We start from the raw sequence: 17,633 nt of genomic DNA on the forward strand, positions 1-17,633 counted from the left end.
CTAAGGCTTCCCAACCAGAAACTCCCTGGCTCCCTGGGAATAGTAAACCTCCCCATCCTCTGTAATAAATACGCCATATACGCCGTCCGTGGAGTCCAGAAGCTCCATTCCCTTTTTAAGCCCAAGGGAAAAACAGGTGGTGGAAAGGGCGTCCCCGTCTGCGGACAGCTCTGATAAAATGGTGACGGACACAAGCCCGTTCTCATATGGATAACCATACCCCGGGTTCAAAAGATGGTGGTAGTTCACACCATCTTTAACAAAATGCCGTTCATACACTCCGGATGATACCACGGACATGTCATTGATATTCATAATTTCTATGGTTTCATTCCTGTCTGCATAAGGTTTTTGAAGGCCGATTTTAAACGGTGTACCGTCAGGCTTCTGCCCCACGCAAAGGACATTTCCTCCCAGATTGATCACGGCACTCTTTACTCCCTGTTCTAATAGAAAATCCTTCATCCGGTCCGCAATATATCCCTTGGCGATTGCCCCAAAATCAAGGGACGTATCCGGAGATAAAAATGTAAGGGTATTTCCCTCAAGCTTTAAATTCCGGTAATCTACTTTTTTCCTGGCCTCCTGTATCTTTGCATCAGGCGGTACAACCGGATTCAGGGATGTAAAATCCCATAGAGAAGACAAAGGCTCCACGGTAACATCAAAACCCCCGTCTGATATTTGAGAATAATAAAGGCTCTTGGAAATAAGAGCCTCCACATCCGGGGATACTGTCACGGTCTCTTCACTGGCAGGCCTGTGATTTAACTTGTAAACCTCACTGCCTTCAATGGTTTTGCTGAAAATATTTTCATAGGACCGGCATAAATCCAGACAGTCAGATAAAATTTTAGGATCGTCCTTATCGTAAAGAGTCACAGTTACAAAGGTGTTCAGCATAAAATCGGATTTACTGAGCGGATCCACCCTTCTTTCACAGCCCATAAGCAAAAGAGCTGTTATACCTGCGATCAAAACAACTGCTCTCCTTTTTTTCATCCTATATCCTCCAGATTCTTACATGCTTCTCTGGTATGATCCAGGAGCATCCGGCGGACTCCCTCCAGTTCTCCCATACCCTTTAACCGGCAGACCACCTGATAGCCGTCAGACTCCAGCTGGCTTTTCCAGGATTCTTCTCCTTCTCCTGCCATATCATTATGGGCATGGTCTCCGGATACGATCATAAGCGGCTGCAGCACCATACGGTTAGAACCGGTTTTCTCCACCTCTTCTTTTATGGATTCAAAAGTTGGCTCCGCCTCCACGGTTCCTATATGATACCTGCTGTATCCATTCTGCCTGAACACCTCCGCTAAACGCGGATAGCACTCATTGGCCTCATGCTCCGTACCATGTCCCATGAATAGGATTTCCGTTCCTTCCCTGTTATATTCCTTCGTGTCCTCTGTCAGCACACTGCAAAGCCTTTTATAGTCCTCTTCCTCCGAAAGCAGCGGCTTTCCCCACAGGATCCGGCGGAACCGGTTCTCATACTGTTTCACGGCAGCTACCATGCCGTCATTCTCTTCCCCTCCCATAACCAGGGTGGGCTGAACGATCACATGCTGAAATCCCTCCTGTGCCAGCTTTTCTAAGGCTTCCGCCACACTGTCTATGTAAATGTTGTCTCTTTTTTTCAATATTCCAATAATGATCCGGCTTGTAAATGCCCGGCGCACCTCATACTCCGTAAACTCTTCCTTTATGGACTGCTCAATGGCTTCTATGGTTTTCATTCTGCTTTCATGATAAGTAGTTCCAAAACTTACTACTAAAATCGCCTTTTTCATTCTGATATCCCATGCTTTCTGTTATGGATCGTTATGCTTAAACTTCAATTATTTTCCCGATTACCATATCATAGATGAACTTTACTGTCAAACCTCTTTTCACGCACAACAGGCGCAAAACCAAAGGGTTCTGCGCCTGCTGCACACATTGCATTCATATACTGGAGATTATTTAAAAATCTACCTCTTTATCATAGTAACAACAGGATAACAGTTTCTCCATCTCAGCGGACGTGATCGGTCTTGGGTTGGAGCCGGTGCATGCATCACCTACTGCCAGCTCTGCTACTGTCCCTAATTTATCATTGAACTCTGCTTCGTCAATGATTCCGCCTTCATATTCCTTAATACAAGCAGGAATATTAAGCTTTTCGTTCATGGAACGGATCTCTGCGATCAATGCATGAACCAGTTCCTCATCATTATTCCCCTTCAAATCAATGAAGCGGGCAATATCTGCATAACGCTTTGCAGCCTCCGGAACCTTTGAATTAAATTTAATTACCTTTGGCAGGTACATGGCGTTTGCGCAGCCATGGACAATATGTCCCCCTGAATAAGCAGCGCCTGTCTTATGGGCCATGGAATGAACAATGCCTAAAAGGGCATTGGAGAATGCCATTCCTGCCAGACACTGGGCATTATGCATACGGGCACGGGCTTCCTTGTCCCCGTTATAAGAATCAATTAAGTCATTATGTATCATCTTAATAGCATGAAGAGCCAGAGGATCGGTGTAGTCACAATGGAGGGTTGATACGTAAGCTTCCACCGCATGAGTCAGGGCATCCATACCAGTATGGGCGGTCAGCTTCTGAGGCATGGTCTCAGCCAGGTCCGGATCAACGATTGCAATATCCGGTGTGATGTTGAAATCTGCCAGCGGATATTTCACTCCTTTTTTATAATCCGTAATAACACTGAATGCCGTTACCTCGGTTGCCGTACCGGAAGTAGACGGAATGGCGCAGAATCTTGCCTTTGTTCTCAGAGTCGGGAAATTAAAGGGAATGCATAAGTCCTCGAATGTGGTTTCAGGATATTCATAAAATGCCCACATTGCCTTTGCCGCATCAATAGGAGATCCGCCGCCGATTGCAACGATCCAATCCGGCTCAAATTCACGCATCATTTCTGCACCCTTCATCACCGTATCCACGCTGGGATCCGGCTCTACTCCTTCAAACAGCTTTACTTCCATTCCGGCTTCTTTCAGGCATGCCACCACCCTGTCAAGAAATCCAAAACGTTTCATGGAACCGCCGCCGACAACCACGATCGCCTTTTTTCCTTTTATATTCTTAAGCTCTTCCAGGGCGCCCTTCCCGTGATATAGGTCTCTCGGTAATGTAAATCTAGCCATCGTATAATCCTCCTTGTGAGTATCCAGTTCTTTGCTATAGCTGTATTGTAGCTCAAACAGACAGGAAATACAAAGGTAAAAAAATATATATCAGTATATAAATACTGATATATATTTAACATTCTTATTCTAAAAAAATACTCTTCACTGTTTCAAGCTGGTTTAGAAACCCTTTATCCCAGTCCGTAAACGAATACCCCTTCCTGTAGATCAGCGCATCCTGGTATGTCCCAGTCTTTTTTTTGCACTGCCGCTCCACCAGGCCGTACCTTGTAAGGAGCTCTTCCGGCATGGGAGAGACCCACATATACGTGTGAGGATCTTCCTCCAAAAGGTCGAACTGGCTTCCCCGTTCAAATACGTAAACATGTTTTGGAGATTCCGGAACCTTTCCTTTCTTTTCAAAATTCTCCCGGCGGCCAGATGGTCCGTCACCATGGGCAATCTCAATATAAGGCAGCAAGTCTTCTCCCATGATTTCCTTTTTCCCTGCAAGGGGATGATGTTCGGACATGAGAAGCCTTAGGGAGTATTCCAAAACCGGATCTAGTAAAAGGCCCTTTGCCGCTGCTGCCTGGGCATAGTATCCTTCTGAAGACGACTGATACCGAATAATACCCAGATTATATTCTCCGGTTTCCACATCCTTTAAGGTATCTGCAGAATTTGTCTCCCGCAGCCATACATTCATTCCCTCTTCCTTCTCCAGGCTTCGGATAAACCGGGAAAATGCAAGGCTTAAATAACTTGCCCTTGGCATAGAAAGGGAAAATTCCACCCCTCCCACCTGATCTGGTTTATATAAATGTTCCATCTTTTCAATCTGGTCCAGGACATTTCTGGCATGCTCCAGAAAAATCCTTCCCCTTGCCGTAGGAATCACGCCCTTGGACGTCCGTCTGAAAATCGGAGCGCCAAGGCTTTCTTCTAAGGTTTTGATCGCCTTGCTTAAATTAGGCTGGTCCATGTAGAGGTTGGCAGCCGCCTTGGTTATGGAACCTGTTTTTTCCACCTCCACGGCATATTGTAACAATACAGTATTCAATTATCTTCCTCCTCCGTCCACTGCCCGCCTTCCTTGTCCACCTCATATAGATATTTGGACAGAGCCGCCAGCGACACAGCCATGTTCTCATTCTGCACCAGAACATGGTCAGGCACGGTTAAGTGGGTGGGAGCAAAGTTCCATATGGCCCTTACACCGCCGCCTACCAGACGGTTACATACCTCCTGGGCATATTCCGCCGGGACCGTGATGATGCCGATGTGAATGTTCATTCTCCTGCAGAGATTTTCCAGCTTGTCCATGGGAAATACCGGTTTGCCTCCAGTTTTTGTATTCACCCTTCTTCCATCGGAATCAAAGGCCAGGACAATCTCCACTCCGTACTGCTCAAACCCTTTATAAGACAGCAAGGCTTTTCCCAGGGATCCGACTCCTACCAGAGCCGCCTGGTTCGTATTATGGAACCCTAAAAACTCTTCCATGTCTCTGATTAAATCCTTCACCACATATCCCAATTTGGGCTTTCCAGCTGTTTTTGCTACCATTGCCAGATCCTTGCGCACCTGGACTTCATTAAGCTGAAGATCCAGGGCAATGGCAGGCGCTGATATAGTCTCTGTCCCTTCCCTGTATTTCCGTTCCAGATAATGATGATACATTGGAAGACGCTCCAGTGTCTTCCTGGATATGCCTCCTACCAAGTTTTTTTTCTCTTCCATAAGCATACACCTTCTCCATTCTCCCTTAACATCAGTACTCTTGCATTCCAGTCCTTAAGATTCCCCTCCGTAACGAAGGTCCGTAAGAAGCATAGCGTCGCCAAAACTAAAGAAACGGTAACGCTCTTTAATGGCTTCCTCATAGGCATGAAGCACATGATCCCTCCCTGCAAGAGCGGATACCAACATTACCAGCGTAGATTCTGGCAAGTGAAAATTCGTAATCAGACAATCCAGAATCTTAAAACGGTATCCGGGATAAATGAAGATTTCCGTCCATCCGCTTCCTGCCTTTAATATCCCCTCGTCTGTGGAAGCAGACTCCACCGTACGGCAGCTGGTCGTTCCCACACAGACAATGCGGCCCCCATTTTGCTTTGCCTCATTGACCTTCTTTGCCTCTTCTTCTTCTATAATATAGAATTCAGAATGCATATGATGCGCTTCAATCTCATCTACCTTCACCGGACGAAAGGTTCCAAGCCCAACGTGAAGAGTTACATGGGCGATGGATACCCCCATATCCTCGATTTCCTCTAACAGCTCTTTTGTAAAGTGCAGCCCTGCGGTAGGCGCCGCTGCTGAACCCTCATGCTTTGCATAAACCGTCTGATAACGGTTTTTATCCTTTAACTGGTGGGTAATATAAGGCGGCAGAGGCATCTGCCCCAAACGGTCCAGTATCTCTTCAAAAATCCCCTCATAGGAGAACTGGATCAACCGGTTTCCTTCTTCTACCACATCGATCACGGTTCCCTTTAACAGGCCCTCTCCAAAGGTGATCACGGTTCCCACCTTTGCCTTTTTTCCCGGCTTTACAAGGGTTTCCCAAATGTCATTCTCTCTTCTCTTTAATAAGAGGATTTCGATCTTAGCCTCTGTTCCCTCTTTCACTCCAAACAATCTGGCCGGAATGACCTTGGTATCATTAATGACCAGACAATCCCCTTTCCGCAAAAAGGAAAGGATATCCCTAAAATGCCTGTGTTGAATCTCTCCCGTATGTTTATCTAAGACCAGAAGCCTGGATGCAGAACGGTCCTCAAGGGGGTCCTGGGCAATCAACTCCTGCGGCAGATCAAAATAAAAGTCCCTAACGTTCATAAACTTGCTTTCTCCTTTACCAAAAATGCTCCTCTGCAGGGTGCCACGCAGAGAAGCATCTGTTTTACGTATTGTTTGGTTGGCTGCCTGAATCAGTTGTATCCTCCGGCTCTTCCTTCTCATCCATCAGAATGTGATAGACAGCCAGAAGATTTTCGTCAGACTTCAAAGCATTCTCAAGACCGCCGTTTACCTCTTTTGCCTGCTTTTGCACTGCCTCAGACTGGTTTGCTCTCTCCATAAATTCAGATTGTTCTGTGCTGGTATCTGCAACCAGATAATAGCTTCCATCTGCTGCTGTTTTAACATAACATACAACCATGCTGGGCGCTAAAGTTTCCGCCTGACGGAATTTGATATCAAATCTGGCATATACCACGTAATCGCCCTCGTCCAATCCAGTCGCCGTATAGCATACCAGGTTTTCAAAACTCTGGTAGAATTTCACTTCCTCTTCCATTCTGGCTCCCTGTTCTCTCATAGCCTCTTCAGAATAGGTGTTGCCAAATACCTTTGAAAGAGCCTCTATATCACAGGTCTTCCTGGCTTTAAAGTAAGCTTCCATCAAATCATGAATCGCCGGTATGGCCTCTTCCTGCAGCGTGATTTCCTTTGCTGACTCTGATGGCGTACCCTCAGCCTCTCCTGCCGATGGATCCACTGCTTCTGTGGATACATTAGCCGATTCATTTCCTGTCTGTTCGGGCTTATCCAAAACAATAACGGCAAAAATCAGTATAACTGCTGCCAAGGGAAAAAACAAAAATTTCAGCAGCCGTCTGATTTCTTCCTTGGAAACCTTCTTCCATTTTTCAATTAAGTCCTTCATATGGGCTTGACCTCCTGGAGAATCAATCTCCTTTTTATTCTAACAAAAAAACAGACAAAAATCAACAAATACTATTGCGCTTTAAAAGAATCTATAGTAGAATATAAAAGATGCATCTGTAGCTCAGTGGATAGAGCAGTGGCCTCCGGAGCCGCGTGCGTAGGTTCGATTCCTATCAGATGCATTCTTTTTTTACCTATTTTTAAGCCTCTCAAAAGCCTTATTTTATAAGGATTTTCTCGTATTTATCAGCTTTTCGCCAATTACCCAAATTACTGACTTTTACTGGTTTCTACTGATTTTTACTGGTTTTTACTGAAAGATAATGGGTCAATAATGGGGCGCATAATGGGGCGAAAGATCAACCTCTAAATCTTAGAGATACCGGACATTACATCTGTCATCTGATCATTCAAAACGTGGATATATGTGCTGTATGTAGTATTGATATCGGCGTGTCCTAAGAGTTTACTGACAACACTTATCTCTGTTCCTGCTTTTAACAGTCTTGAAGCAAACGTATGTCTGAGCGCATGAATAGTATAATCTTCTGCTCCCACTACTCCAAGAACACTTTTAAACGTTCTCAGAATATTTCTTTCAGAAACATACCCACCTTCAGCAGTACTTGCAACATAATCCGTTTTAATCTTCATTCTTCTATTATAATCCTTTATCTGCATCAGAAGAGATACCGCCATGTCATTCAAGGGTATCAGCCGATTTCCCGATTCCGTTTTCGTTATATCACTAAAGGTCTTCTTCTGCTTCCCCACAACAGAACCGCTTTTGTCTCGTTCTTTCGCTTTGGTCAAGGTCTTATTTACCTTTAGAGTATTCTTATCAAAATCAATATCTTTCCATTCCAAAGCCAAAGCTTCACCAATTCTCATTCCAGTGTTTAAAATCAGCAGCAGGACAGGCATATGCTTAAAGAACTGATTATTGCTCTTACGTAATGTATTATTAAACTCATACATTTTGTCAGTTATGTTTTCTGGAAGAATTTCAGTCTTTTTGGTTTTTACTTTCATGTTGCGCTCAATTGGCAATTGAACGGCGGGGCATGGATCAAAGGCTATCTTCTGAGAGTTATAGGCATACTGAAAAACCCCTTTTACAAATTCATAATGCTTCTTTACCGTAGAATATGCCTTTGTGGCTGATAAATCATTTATCATGGCCTGTATATCCTCTGTGGTCACATTACCTAACTGAATCCAACCTATGTAATTACAGACTGTATTATACGTCTGTTCAAGTCGATCATATGACACCGGCTTTAATATGGGATATTTCACTGTTTTCATCCAAAATTCGGCATAGTCCCGGAAAAATGTGGATTCCACTTTTACAGTATATTTTGTCCTATCCTCATTATATTCCTTAATTTTACGATTTAATTCTCTTTCGGTTTTTGCAGAAAAAGACTTGTATAGTGCTTTACCATCCGGTCTTTTACCAGCTACATAACGATACTCATATCTGCCGTCCTTTCTTAATCTTTTAGAGCCTTCACCTTTATCTCTTCTTTTTGTTGTCATCTCCATAACTCTGAATCCTTTCCAAAATCAAAGAGCATAGACAATCAATTTGACCATGCTCCTATTTTATCAAATGTGGTTATATATTAATAGCTTTTCCAGCATTTTTCTTAAACCATGCATCAAGCTCTTCTTTCGAAATTAAATAATCCTTATTTACTCGTACAGTTGGTAAAATTCCCTTTTCCAGAAACTTCTTCATCTTATCCCGTCCAAAGCCAAATATTTCCTGCAAATCAGCTTTGTTGTAATACGTCTTTTCTATAGTGTATCTCCTGCCTTTCTAGAATTTTTTTATTCAAAAAGAGCGAAGTATCACCCTCGCCCTTAATCATTCACTAATTTGTAATTTTCCTTCCATTCAAATATATTCCATCTGCCCGAAAGTCATAATTATTCAATGAACCAATCTTCTTTCCTACCGTATCGCAACTTTGTACAAACAACGAATCCCAATTTCCACTTGGGACGCACACCCATACTAAATCACCCACAACTAAATCATAGTACGACTTCACTCTGTATTCCACATTTTTATGTGATACCTTATATATATCATTATTCACTTTTTTAGTTACAGTAGCGCGAAATGATTTATCATATCGAATATGTTTCATTTTCTCTGTTATCATCTTTTCAATATCCTTATACATCTGATCACAGGCATCTATTGCTCTCATTATTTACCTCCCAATCGAAAAGGAAGGCTCCGAAGAGCCTCCTCTGTATTATCTTTTTCCTAGACCTTGAATAACTGCTCGTGTCAGTCCACCGTTTAGTATTTCTTTAGCAAGGGTATCAGTGTTATTACATTCCTGAATATTAATTCCTCCATTAAAATTAATCTCTTGCTTTGGAGTAGATTCTCTTACTGTCATTTGATTTAGAATACGGCTATAATCAGGTACATTTATATTAGGCCGAAAAATATTCATTTCCGCAAACTTAGCCATCTTATCCATAAACGCCTTCTGCTGTCCTTCCTGAAATATAGCCTCTCCCTCATGAGCAAGTATTGGAACTTCTTCTGACTCAAATTTATTCAAACCATGCTTATTCAATATTTTTTCAATATCATAACTAGAAGATGTATCAACATTATCCGACAATTGTTCCTGCTGATCTGAATTCAATACTACTTCACCTTCATGGGCAATAATTGGGGTTTCACCATCCTTTAGATCGTTGGTAGACAAATACATAATCATATTGACTCTGTCATTATCAGAGGCTGTTCCAATAGCGCCCCTTTTGATTCCGTCTGCACGTTTCTCTACACCAGGCCCATTGCTTGCATCACCGGTTCCCCAACCTTTACCTCTAGATTTGTCATATGGTTCATCATCGTCGCCTGAATCATAATCATCTAAAGCATTTCTTAGGTTATCACGAACCTGCTTCAACACATCAAGCATAGATGATACATTGTTAGTAAGCTGTTCCCAGCTAGAAGTATGCTCCGATATCATTCCAGCATTTTTATTGTACTGTTCAAGAGATTTGACTAGTTCATCGGCAGTTACAGATAAACCGTCTTTTATTCCATTAAGAATACTATCCGCATCCGCACCAACACCATTTACTGTCCCTAAATAGTCATATAAATTTTGCAAATTATCCATAGCAGACATTGAGTCATTCATCTGGGAAAGAAGACCGTTGATTTTGGTCATGGCTTGCTCGTAAGTAATAGTACCGTTTTTGTATGAATCGATGTAGTTTTCTATAAGAGATTGAATATTTGCTGTAGAATCTGCCTGTTTTTGATATTCGTCAAGCTGTTTTGCATTAGTCTGGTATAAGGATGTAAGAGTAGCATATATCTCTGCATCATTACCGGATAATACCTTTTCAATAAAGCCTTCACCGAATAGAGAAGTTGCTAAATTTACCTCTGATATTTTTTCGGCATCTGAACGTATTTCAGAGTACTTCTTGCTAATTTCTTCAAGCGCATTTATCTGATCCTGGTAACTGTCATTCAAATTATCAAGGGCTGTCTTTGCGTCCTCTATCTGCTGTTCAAGATTATACTTATCGATATTAAATTGGGCATCGATTTTATCTTCTTTCGCCTTCCTTACTGCATCATAATCCTCAACATATACATCTTTTCCATTTCGGATTTCTTTATTTACTTTTTGAGACAGAGACCTTGCAAGGTTATATTCAGCTTGTTCCAATGACATCTGTAACTTCAATTTTTCATTGGTTTTCTCTAGTAAATCAGCCTTTTCCTGCAAAGCATCGATTTCCGCCTGATGCACATCAGCAGCAATCTTTTGTTCCTCTTCCAATAAATTAATCTTGTCAGAAATTGCCGTGGTAATAGCCGAACTTGCAGAATCAAGTTCTGATTTCACTCCGTTTAATCCAGCAATAACTTTCTGTAAACTATCAGAATATGTATTGATGCTGTCTAATGGCATCTTCAACAATTCTTCGTTCCACTTTTGTAAATTGGTCAACATGGAAGCTGTGGCAGAGTCGATATTTTGCAATTGGTCATAAAGTTCTTGCCAGACTGTAGACCCCTACAGTAGTAGGTTGGTGCACCCCGGGGTAATTTACATTTCTAAGCTAATGCATCATCGTGGTAAAGTACCTATCTGTTCTTCCCACACAATACGTTAAAATTTAGACCTTTCCGAACTTAATTAATATTTCATATACTTATTACAAAATATCCAAATGAAAAGCAAATGATAAACGAGATTGGTTAATTCAAAAAGGAACTAATTGCTTGTATTCTTTGCTATGTTTTGGAAATGTGGCTATAAATCGTAAAGCCAAGTTATCAAATTCCTTATTTCCTTCTATGATATATATAGATTCCTCATCATTAAATGTGCCCGGTATTCCTATTAGCACAATCAAATAATATACTTTATTGCCGATTTCCAATATAGAAGAAACACCTGGAGATAAATTAGTTGGCATTTGGTTAAATCTTTTATGAGCACACAAAAATTTTACTACTAAAGTCGTTTCTTTTTCTTTCTCTTTTGATAAAAAATCAATTATATTTTTAAAGTTGGGAATTATAACATCATTTACTGTACTAATATCATTACTACAATTAAAATTCATATTATGAGCATCATTTTTGTCCTCTAGTACAAATGTTTTATGTTTTTGTATGTATTCAATATTAATATTATATCCACATTGTTTGATAATTTCATATGTAACTCTGGCACTTCGATTATCACTTCCTGATAAACAGCAACCATTAAAAGTTATAATATCGTCAGTATTTAACTCAATTATCATTTTATCGTCGAGCATTTTTATTAATCGAACATTGCCAAACATAGATTTATACTTATAAAAGAATTCTAATGCTTTTTCTGGGTACGCTAACCCATGTCTAAAAGGTCTACTTATAGATATCATATCATTATTAATATTTTCATCAATACCATCAGTAATTTGTATTGAAGCTGGAATTTTTTCTTTACCTAATAAAACATGAGCAAAATAACGATGCTTACCATTTTCAATATAATATCCATCTTTAAATTTTATTAAGGATATAGGCTCACATTCATCATTTAAAATATATTGAATAGAATTAATTACTCTTGGAAAATTATTATCTAAAATTGCATCAGAATTAGCACTTGTTATCTCATTTATATTTATCTCGTCATAATAGGGAGATTGAATTTTAAGTTTACCGTAAGCGAAATTTTTAATTCTAAATTCTTCAAGATAAGTAAATGGATTGCCATTTTTTCTCATAAATTCAATATATGAATTATCATTTCTTTTAATATATCTTAACAAATCATCTTTGTATATCTCAAATTTATCTTTATCTTTATATTTAATCAAATTATTATCCCCCCTATTATATCCTGTTATGCTACATAATCATACCACACCAATAAAATAAAAAAAATAGGCACACCAGATATTTCTATCCAATATGCCTATATATTTGATTACCAATACGTCTGAGTCCCAATTGTTATTGAATGCCAGTCAAATATGAAGTAACAGAATAAATTGATGAATACTTCGGCCAGCCATTTACATAATCATATAAAATATCAAATCTAGAATCATTTTCAATATTTAGACCATAAATAATAAAAATAGAGCTTTCCGAATATCAGTCTTCTAATTAGATCACTACATGTTGTCAATTTAACCTTCATTTTTCACCACTCGGTGAGAATATATTTTTTTTACAGAATATAGTACCAAAGGAATTATATAAAACAAAGGATAGGAATAATTCAGTACTATATGATACAATATGTTGATATTGGCTGTATAAAAGGAGTTATTGAAGCAGTTTAGCATTTTATCAAAATATGTTATTCCTAAATATTGTACAATAATAAAAGTTCCACCCAATGCAAGATATTTTTGATAGGTAATCTTCTCTCTAAATAAAGCAATTCCGCCAACACAAATGGTTCCATACATCAGAATTGAAAAAAGAAGGTCTATATAGGTGTTTCTCAGCATTAAATGATCCATAATCTTTTCAGCTATATCCGCCTTTTCGGAATATCGCATATCTTCCGTGAAAAAGGCCTGTGTTATTATGGTTAGCCCTTGGCTCCTCGCCCCCTCAAGAACTTCTCTTAATATATAAAGATTTATACTTCGTAAAAAAGTAGGCAATAATAACAGGAATAAAACCATTATATCAACCTTGGATAAGCCATTTTTTGTTTTGCTATTCTTACTCTTTATTACGTAATATGTTAAAAAAATTACATATAGGGCAGAGAACATATGGCTTGCCATAATATCATGAAACACTACGTTATTTAAAACTATGTTATAATATTTCAATAATAACTCAAATTGATATACGCATACAAATTGAAGCAATATAAAAATTCCAGTAAATAGCCACATTTTTTCCAGCGTATAATCTTTTTTTATCAATTTGTAAATTCCATAGATGGCTGCAGCAATGAGCATAATACAAAAAAGCCACTCCAGCCCTATAACTGCTTTATTTAATGAGTCTGACTTTGTAATATTATTTAAGGATACCAGTTTACCTGATAATAACGATATAGCAAAAAAGGGAACAAAGAATAGCCATTCTTTTTTCCTTATCATACTTTTTTCATAATTCATAAGCGACCTCTCTATTAACATATGATAGTGTAAAGCTTTTAGCTATTCAGATTAGCGTTAGTTTGGAATTTTATTTTCGATAAACCTTACCCTACTTGATGACCAGTTATTTTGCATCCTTCTCTGTCAGCCCGGATTATTTCAAAGACAATGGTATCTCAAAAATAATTCTCCAAACTAATAGTACTTCTTTTGAGATACCATTGTAAATTATATTTGCTACTTAACTCCTGATGCATCTCCACGTACGGTAGCCGTTATGGCTCCCATGTTTTCATTCCAAATAATACCACCATATTCATATTTACCAGTAATCGTCATCGTTGCAGAGAATATCGCATAAAATTTATCTGGAGAAATAGAAGCCCTTGTAGTTAAGTTTTTATATGACATTTTCCACTCTCTAAAATCTTCAAATTCGACTCTTTTAACAACAGGATTATATGCACTAGCAATCATACCAGAGTTTGGATCATAGACATAAGTTCCTCCTATTGTTGTTTTTACATAACCACTTGCATGAGCTGATCCATTTGAATAATTAATATATGAGGCTTCATAGGATTCAATATATCTCGTCTCATTAAACCCTCTGGTAGAAACGAATCTTTCTTTAGAAGCCTTGAAGAGTCCGACTTTTGCATATGAATATTTCTTAATTGAATCAAAATCACCCGCCAGATAATATGGTGTGTTTTTTGCAAAGAACTCTTGTGTTATGTTATTACCTGCGTGGTCAAATACTTGCGTATTATTATATTCTTAAAAATAAGGTATAATAAACTGTTCAAACGTTACTTGACTCACTTCAACTTCGTTATTTGCAAATGCGTTTGAGCACAGTAAAAGTGCCATGAAAATGCTACAAAAGAATAAATTAATCTTCTTCATAGACTGTCCCTCCTATTCAGCATATGCATATAACGTATCTGTAACTGGAATCGATATTGTTTTGCTTGTTGCAATTGCACCACCTTCAAGATAAGTAGCCTTGAGAGTAAAGCTAATAGTGTATTTTGCTCTTGCTCCTTTATCTATCACACTTGCCGTTAATCTTGTATCCAAAGCTTCAAAAGACCAAAAGTCCGGATTAGGCGCCCCGTTGCTTGCTGGCGGGGGATTAAAAGTAAACTCATCTAACCGCGCTCCATAAGCACTCAGGATTTCTCCAGAATTAAGATCATACGTGTAATTACCACTAAATTTGTAATCCACAGAAGCAGTGCCATATGAAGTTGATTTTGATTTTGTACCTGTTTGATATACGTGTTTTGATGCAGCTGCCTTTAGTTCTGCTCCCGTTTCCATGTTTGTGTTTAAACTAATTTCAGTATTAGCCATAGAAATTATACTACTACATATTGTGATAGATGCAATGGCTCCAAGAGTTATAATAAAATTTGTTATTTTTTTCATACAATCCCCTTTCGTTAAATAAACTTATTTGCATGTAATCAAATTAATTTTTCTGCACGAATAAAATGCAAATTTTATTTACACCATTGGAATCACCTTCTTTCAACATTTGTATCGCTCATATAAAAGAGCCAGTCTATATCAAACCAGACCATTCAAGTATATTATGTCAATTGCATCATACCACATTACCACTTCGAGTAAATGTTTTTGCAATTTTGGTCGCATTTTTCTTCCTAAGCGTTAATTATTTTCATTTAATTAAATACCGACTCTAATACAACAATTCCCGAAAATACTATACCTAATCTATTAATATGGTTTAACTTCTACCTTCAGCAACGCATCATAAATATGCTTTGGAATCTTATTCTTATATCTAGCAGCCATCAATAACACGTCAGCCTGTTTAAATTTTTTATATTCCTCAAACGCTTTTTCTGGTGTATCCCAATAAGACAATTTGATCAAATCTTTAGTGCCACATAATGTAACATCATAGTATTTATTCATACTTACATTATGATAATAATCCAGTAAAAGAAAAGGCCAGGAGCGTTAAACTCCTAGCCTTTTCTTATAGTATCTTATGATGTATTTCTATTGTCTTGCAAAGCGTTCCATTTACGGCTCGGAAAGAGCAATAAGCCCTTTTAGGGCATCAATCTTATCTTCGCTAAACTTTATATTACGTTAACAATTTCACGCCAGTAGAGTTTCTATATTTCAAAAATAATCCCTCCTGCGAAACCAATTTCTGTAATAGCTGAACAACTTCATCAGTTGGCCCATAAAAATTAACTGAAAATCCACCATTAATACTCATAAGAAACTGAGGCTCTGAAAAAAGAATCTGTACCGAAGAAAAATCTAATGATACAATCTTCTTTATTATATATGCTAATTTATCCGGAGAACTGTGCCGGATATTTACATCAAAAAAAATCTCATACTCCATCTCAACAGGTCTTGAAGATTCAGTCAAATAAATCTCACTGTGAAAGAAATAAATCAACTTTAAAGCAATACGGGATATTTTTTCTGCATATAAAGGAAGATAAGTGGTTTCGAAATATTCCTCTAATTCCAAAAAATGCACGTCAGATGTTTCATATGGGATAAAATCAATATAGTATAACTCATCTAATTCTTGAAGTGATTCTATTATTTCATACATAAAATATTATACCTCATCAATCCGCAAGTACCTCCCCATTTTCTCCTAATGAAGCAACTCTTTTATCTTTTTTGTCTTTTAGCTTCCATTTTCTATCTCCATGACCGGCAGTATCTTTCTCAATCGTCCAGCCGCCTTTTTCTTTATAAGCAACTTTACCTTTTCCATTAACCTTTTGGTCAAATTTTCCCAAGTCCACATCCCCATTGTCATCTCTTACCCTTGCAGGAATTTTACCTTTTATTTTGGCGATTTTGCGAGCGTCAGAATCATTAAGCCAATCAGTAATAGTGTTATATAACCATGAGCCTACTGCTATCGTTACGCCAGCTACGACTATAGCCCCTGTAGCAGCAATTGCAATCTCTCCAATTCCAGGAATAAAATATACTCCTGCCGCAATAGCCATTCGTGGTTGTATATCATTATTCGAACCACTTATTTCAATGGCCTGATTAAGTAAATTTGTAAATTCACCTTTTGTATAATATACGCCATTAATTATAACTCCATCTTTAGTTATAATAACGCTTCCGGAGGTCTTAGATTCACTCTGAAAACCAGAACTTGCAGTATAATTTTGAGCAAAAGCTGTAATACCTGAATTTATAGTCATTAAGCTTGCAAGTAAAAGGGCTATGTATTTTTTGTGGTTTCTTTTTTTCATATCATTACCTCCAAATTTTAGTTCTTTTTAGATGAAATTGCAATATTATTTCAATTCATAAGTTAAATTTTTTCTAATTTATTGTGCCTTAATTTCCCTCCTTTTTGATAGACTTTTTGTAAAAATGATTTTTAAAAAATCATGCTTGATTTTTTAATTCATTGGAATCACCTCTTTCTACAAAAATAATAATATATAATTGCCTTATCTCCTTGAACAGAATTGTATTCAAAAAGACAATTATACTCACCTATAGTATTGGAAAATTAGTGTTGTCTAACACACAATGATGAATTATGCCACAATTCTCTTCCAAAAAAATATTTTTGCAATTTCCGTGGTGCTTTTCTTCCTAGGCGTTAATTGTTTTTAAATTCAGATTCTAATACTACAATTTCTGTCATTTACTATACTCACCAATTAACATGGTTTCACTTCCACTTTCAGCAGAGCATCATAAACATACTTTGGAACCTTATTCCTATATTTAGCAGCCATAATCAAAATATCAGCCTGTTTAATCTTCTTATATTCCTCAAATGCTTCATCTGGTGTATCCCAATAAGACAATCTTATAACCTCATCATGCCCATACGGAGTAATTTCCCCATAATACATTTTCATACTTGTGCTATACCTAACACCAAGAGGCAAGTCACTTGATTTTTTCCATTTAGGCATATTATGTTTCTTACAATTAGACAGCATAGTATTAATCGTCTGCGGTAAAATACAGCATTTATTTGGAGCATATTCTGTGTTGCCAGGATACAATAAATCCTTATCAACTGCCATGGATTCCCCTTCACACTCATAGTAATTTGCATTGTACCATTCAACAAACGTTTCCTTGTCATTTAACCACTGGTCACACATTGTAGCCTTTTCATAATATGCACCAGAATT

Annotated in this window: 18 protein-coding genes and 1 tRNA gene; 1 reads left to right on the plus strand and 18 read right to left on the minus strand. The window is 38.2% G+C overall.

Annotation, left to right across the window (positions count from 1 at the left end):
* From BMW45_RS02000 to BMW45_RS02030, 7 genes are all read right to left on the minus strand, one after another.
* Window positions 1–1,002: an FAD:protein FMN transferase gene (locus tag BMW45_RS02000; protein ID WP_092240326.1), complete on the minus strand. Its 1,002-nt coding sequence runs from the start codon at window positions 1,000–1,002 to the stop codon at window positions 1–3.
* The gene (locus tag BMW45_RS02005) at window positions 999–1,796 is read right to left on the minus strand and encodes a sirohydrochlorin cobaltochelatase (RefSeq protein WP_092240327.1); all 798 of its coding nucleotides are present in this window, start codon (window positions 1,794–1,796) and stop codon (window positions 999–1,001) included. The genes BMW45_RS02000 and BMW45_RS02005 overlap by 4 nt, the downstream gene beginning before the upstream one ends.
* Before the next feature lie 172 nt (window positions 1,797–1,968).
* On the minus strand, window positions 1,969–3,159 hold the full coding sequence (locus BMW45_RS02010) for an iron-containing alcohol dehydrogenase (RefSeq protein WP_092240328.1): 1,191 nt from the start codon (window positions 3,157–3,159) through the stop codon (window positions 1,969–1,971).
* A 124-nt stretch (window positions 3,160–3,283) separates the two neighbouring features.
* Window positions 3,284–4,204, minus strand: a complete 921-nt coding sequence (locus BMW45_RS02015) for a LysR family transcriptional regulator (protein WP_092240329.1) — start codon at window positions 4,202–4,204, stop codon at window positions 3,284–3,286.
* Complete coding sequence (locus BMW45_RS02020) at window positions 4,201–4,884, minus strand: redox-sensing transcriptional repressor Rex (RefSeq protein WP_025231496.1); 684 nt, start codon at window positions 4,882–4,884, stop codon at window positions 4,201–4,203. The genes BMW45_RS02015 and BMW45_RS02020 overlap by 4 nt, the downstream gene beginning before the upstream one ends.
* Before the next feature lie 54 nt (window positions 4,885–4,938).
* On the minus strand, window positions 4,939–5,988 hold the full coding sequence (gene queA, locus BMW45_RS02025; RefSeq protein ID WP_092240330.1) for a tRNA preQ1(34) S-adenosylmethionine ribosyltransferase-isomerase QueA: 1,050 nt from the start codon (window positions 5,986–5,988) through the stop codon (window positions 4,939–4,941).
* Window positions 5,989–6,052: 64 nt separating this feature from the next.
* On the minus strand, window positions 6,053–6,817 hold the full coding sequence (locus BMW45_RS02030) for a hypothetical protein (RefSeq protein WP_092240331.1): 765 nt from the start codon (window positions 6,815–6,817) through the stop codon (window positions 6,053–6,055).
* 112 nt (window positions 6,818–6,929) lie between these two features.
* Here BMW45_RS02030 and BMW45_RS02035 point away from each other — a divergent pair.
* Window positions 6,930–7,001 (plus strand) — tRNA-Arg (locus tag BMW45_RS02035).
* 184 nt (window positions 7,002–7,185) lie between these two features.
* On the opposite strand, the gene BMW45_RS02040 is transcribed toward BMW45_RS02035, so the two are convergent.
* From BMW45_RS02040 to BMW45_RS28320, 11 genes are all read right to left on the minus strand, one after another.
* Window positions 7,186–8,367: a tyrosine-type recombinase/integrase gene (locus BMW45_RS02040; RefSeq protein WP_242882859.1), complete on the minus strand. Its 1,182-nt coding sequence runs from the start codon at window positions 8,365–8,367 to the stop codon at window positions 7,186–7,188.
* 73 nt (window positions 8,368–8,440) lie between these two features.
* Complete coding sequence (locus BMW45_RS02045) at window positions 8,441–8,626, minus strand: helix-turn-helix domain-containing protein (RefSeq protein WP_092240332.1); 186 nt, start codon at window positions 8,624–8,626, stop codon at window positions 8,441–8,443.
* Window positions 8,627–8,699: 73 nt separating this feature from the next.
* The gene (locus BMW45_RS02050) at window positions 8,700–9,041 is read right to left on the minus strand and encodes a hypothetical protein (RefSeq protein WP_092240333.1); all 342 of its coding nucleotides are present in this window, start codon (window positions 9,039–9,041) and stop codon (window positions 8,700–8,702) included.
* A 48-nt stretch (window positions 9,042–9,089) separates the two neighbouring features.
* On the minus strand, window positions 9,090–10,790 hold the full coding sequence (locus BMW45_RS02055; RefSeq protein WP_143057001.1) for a hypothetical protein: 1,701 nt from the start codon (window positions 10,788–10,790) through the stop codon (window positions 9,090–9,092).
* A gap of 295 nt (window positions 10,791–11,085) precedes the next feature.
* A complete protein-coding gene (locus BMW45_RS02060) occupies window positions 11,086–12,198 on the minus strand; it encodes a ParB N-terminal domain-containing protein (RefSeq protein ID WP_092240335.1) in 1,113 nt (370 codons plus the stop codon).
* A 315-nt stretch (window positions 12,199–12,513) separates the two neighbouring features.
* Entirely contained in the window at window positions 12,514–13,467 is a 954-nt protein-coding gene (locus BMW45_RS02065) for a hypothetical protein (RefSeq protein WP_092240336.1), read from the minus strand.
* A 219-nt stretch (window positions 13,468–13,686) separates the two neighbouring features.
* Window positions 13,687–13,926, minus strand: coding sequence for a hypothetical protein (locus tag BMW45_RS02070; protein ID WP_092240337.1), 240 nt, complete (start codon window positions 13,924–13,926; stop codon window positions 13,687–13,689).
* 444 nt (window positions 13,927–14,370) lie between these two features.
* Window positions 14,371–14,883, minus strand: a complete 513-nt coding sequence (locus tag BMW45_RS02075; protein ID WP_092240338.1) for a hypothetical protein — start codon at window positions 14,881–14,883, stop codon at window positions 14,371–14,373.
* 688 nt (window positions 14,884–15,571) lie between these two features.
* Window positions 15,572–16,060, minus strand: a complete 489-nt coding sequence (locus tag BMW45_RS02085; RefSeq protein WP_092240340.1) for a hypothetical protein — start codon at window positions 16,058–16,060, stop codon at window positions 15,572–15,574.
* Between the two features lie 16 nt (window positions 16,061–16,076).
* The gene (locus tag BMW45_RS02090) at window positions 16,077–16,727 is read right to left on the minus strand and encodes a hypothetical protein (protein ID WP_092240341.1); all 651 of its coding nucleotides are present in this window, start codon (window positions 16,725–16,727) and stop codon (window positions 16,077–16,079) included.
* A gap of 420 nt (window positions 16,728–17,147) precedes the next feature.
* Complete coding sequence (locus tag BMW45_RS28320) at window positions 17,148–17,522, minus strand: hypothetical protein (protein ID WP_242882864.1); 375 nt, start codon at window positions 17,520–17,522, stop codon at window positions 17,148–17,150.
* Window positions 17,523–17,633: the final 111 nt, after the last annotated feature.

The organism is Lacrimispora sphenoides (assembly GCF_900105215.1).
Lineage (GTDB): Bacteria > Bacillota > Clostridia > Lachnospirales > Lachnospiraceae > Lacrimispora > Lacrimispora sphenoides_A.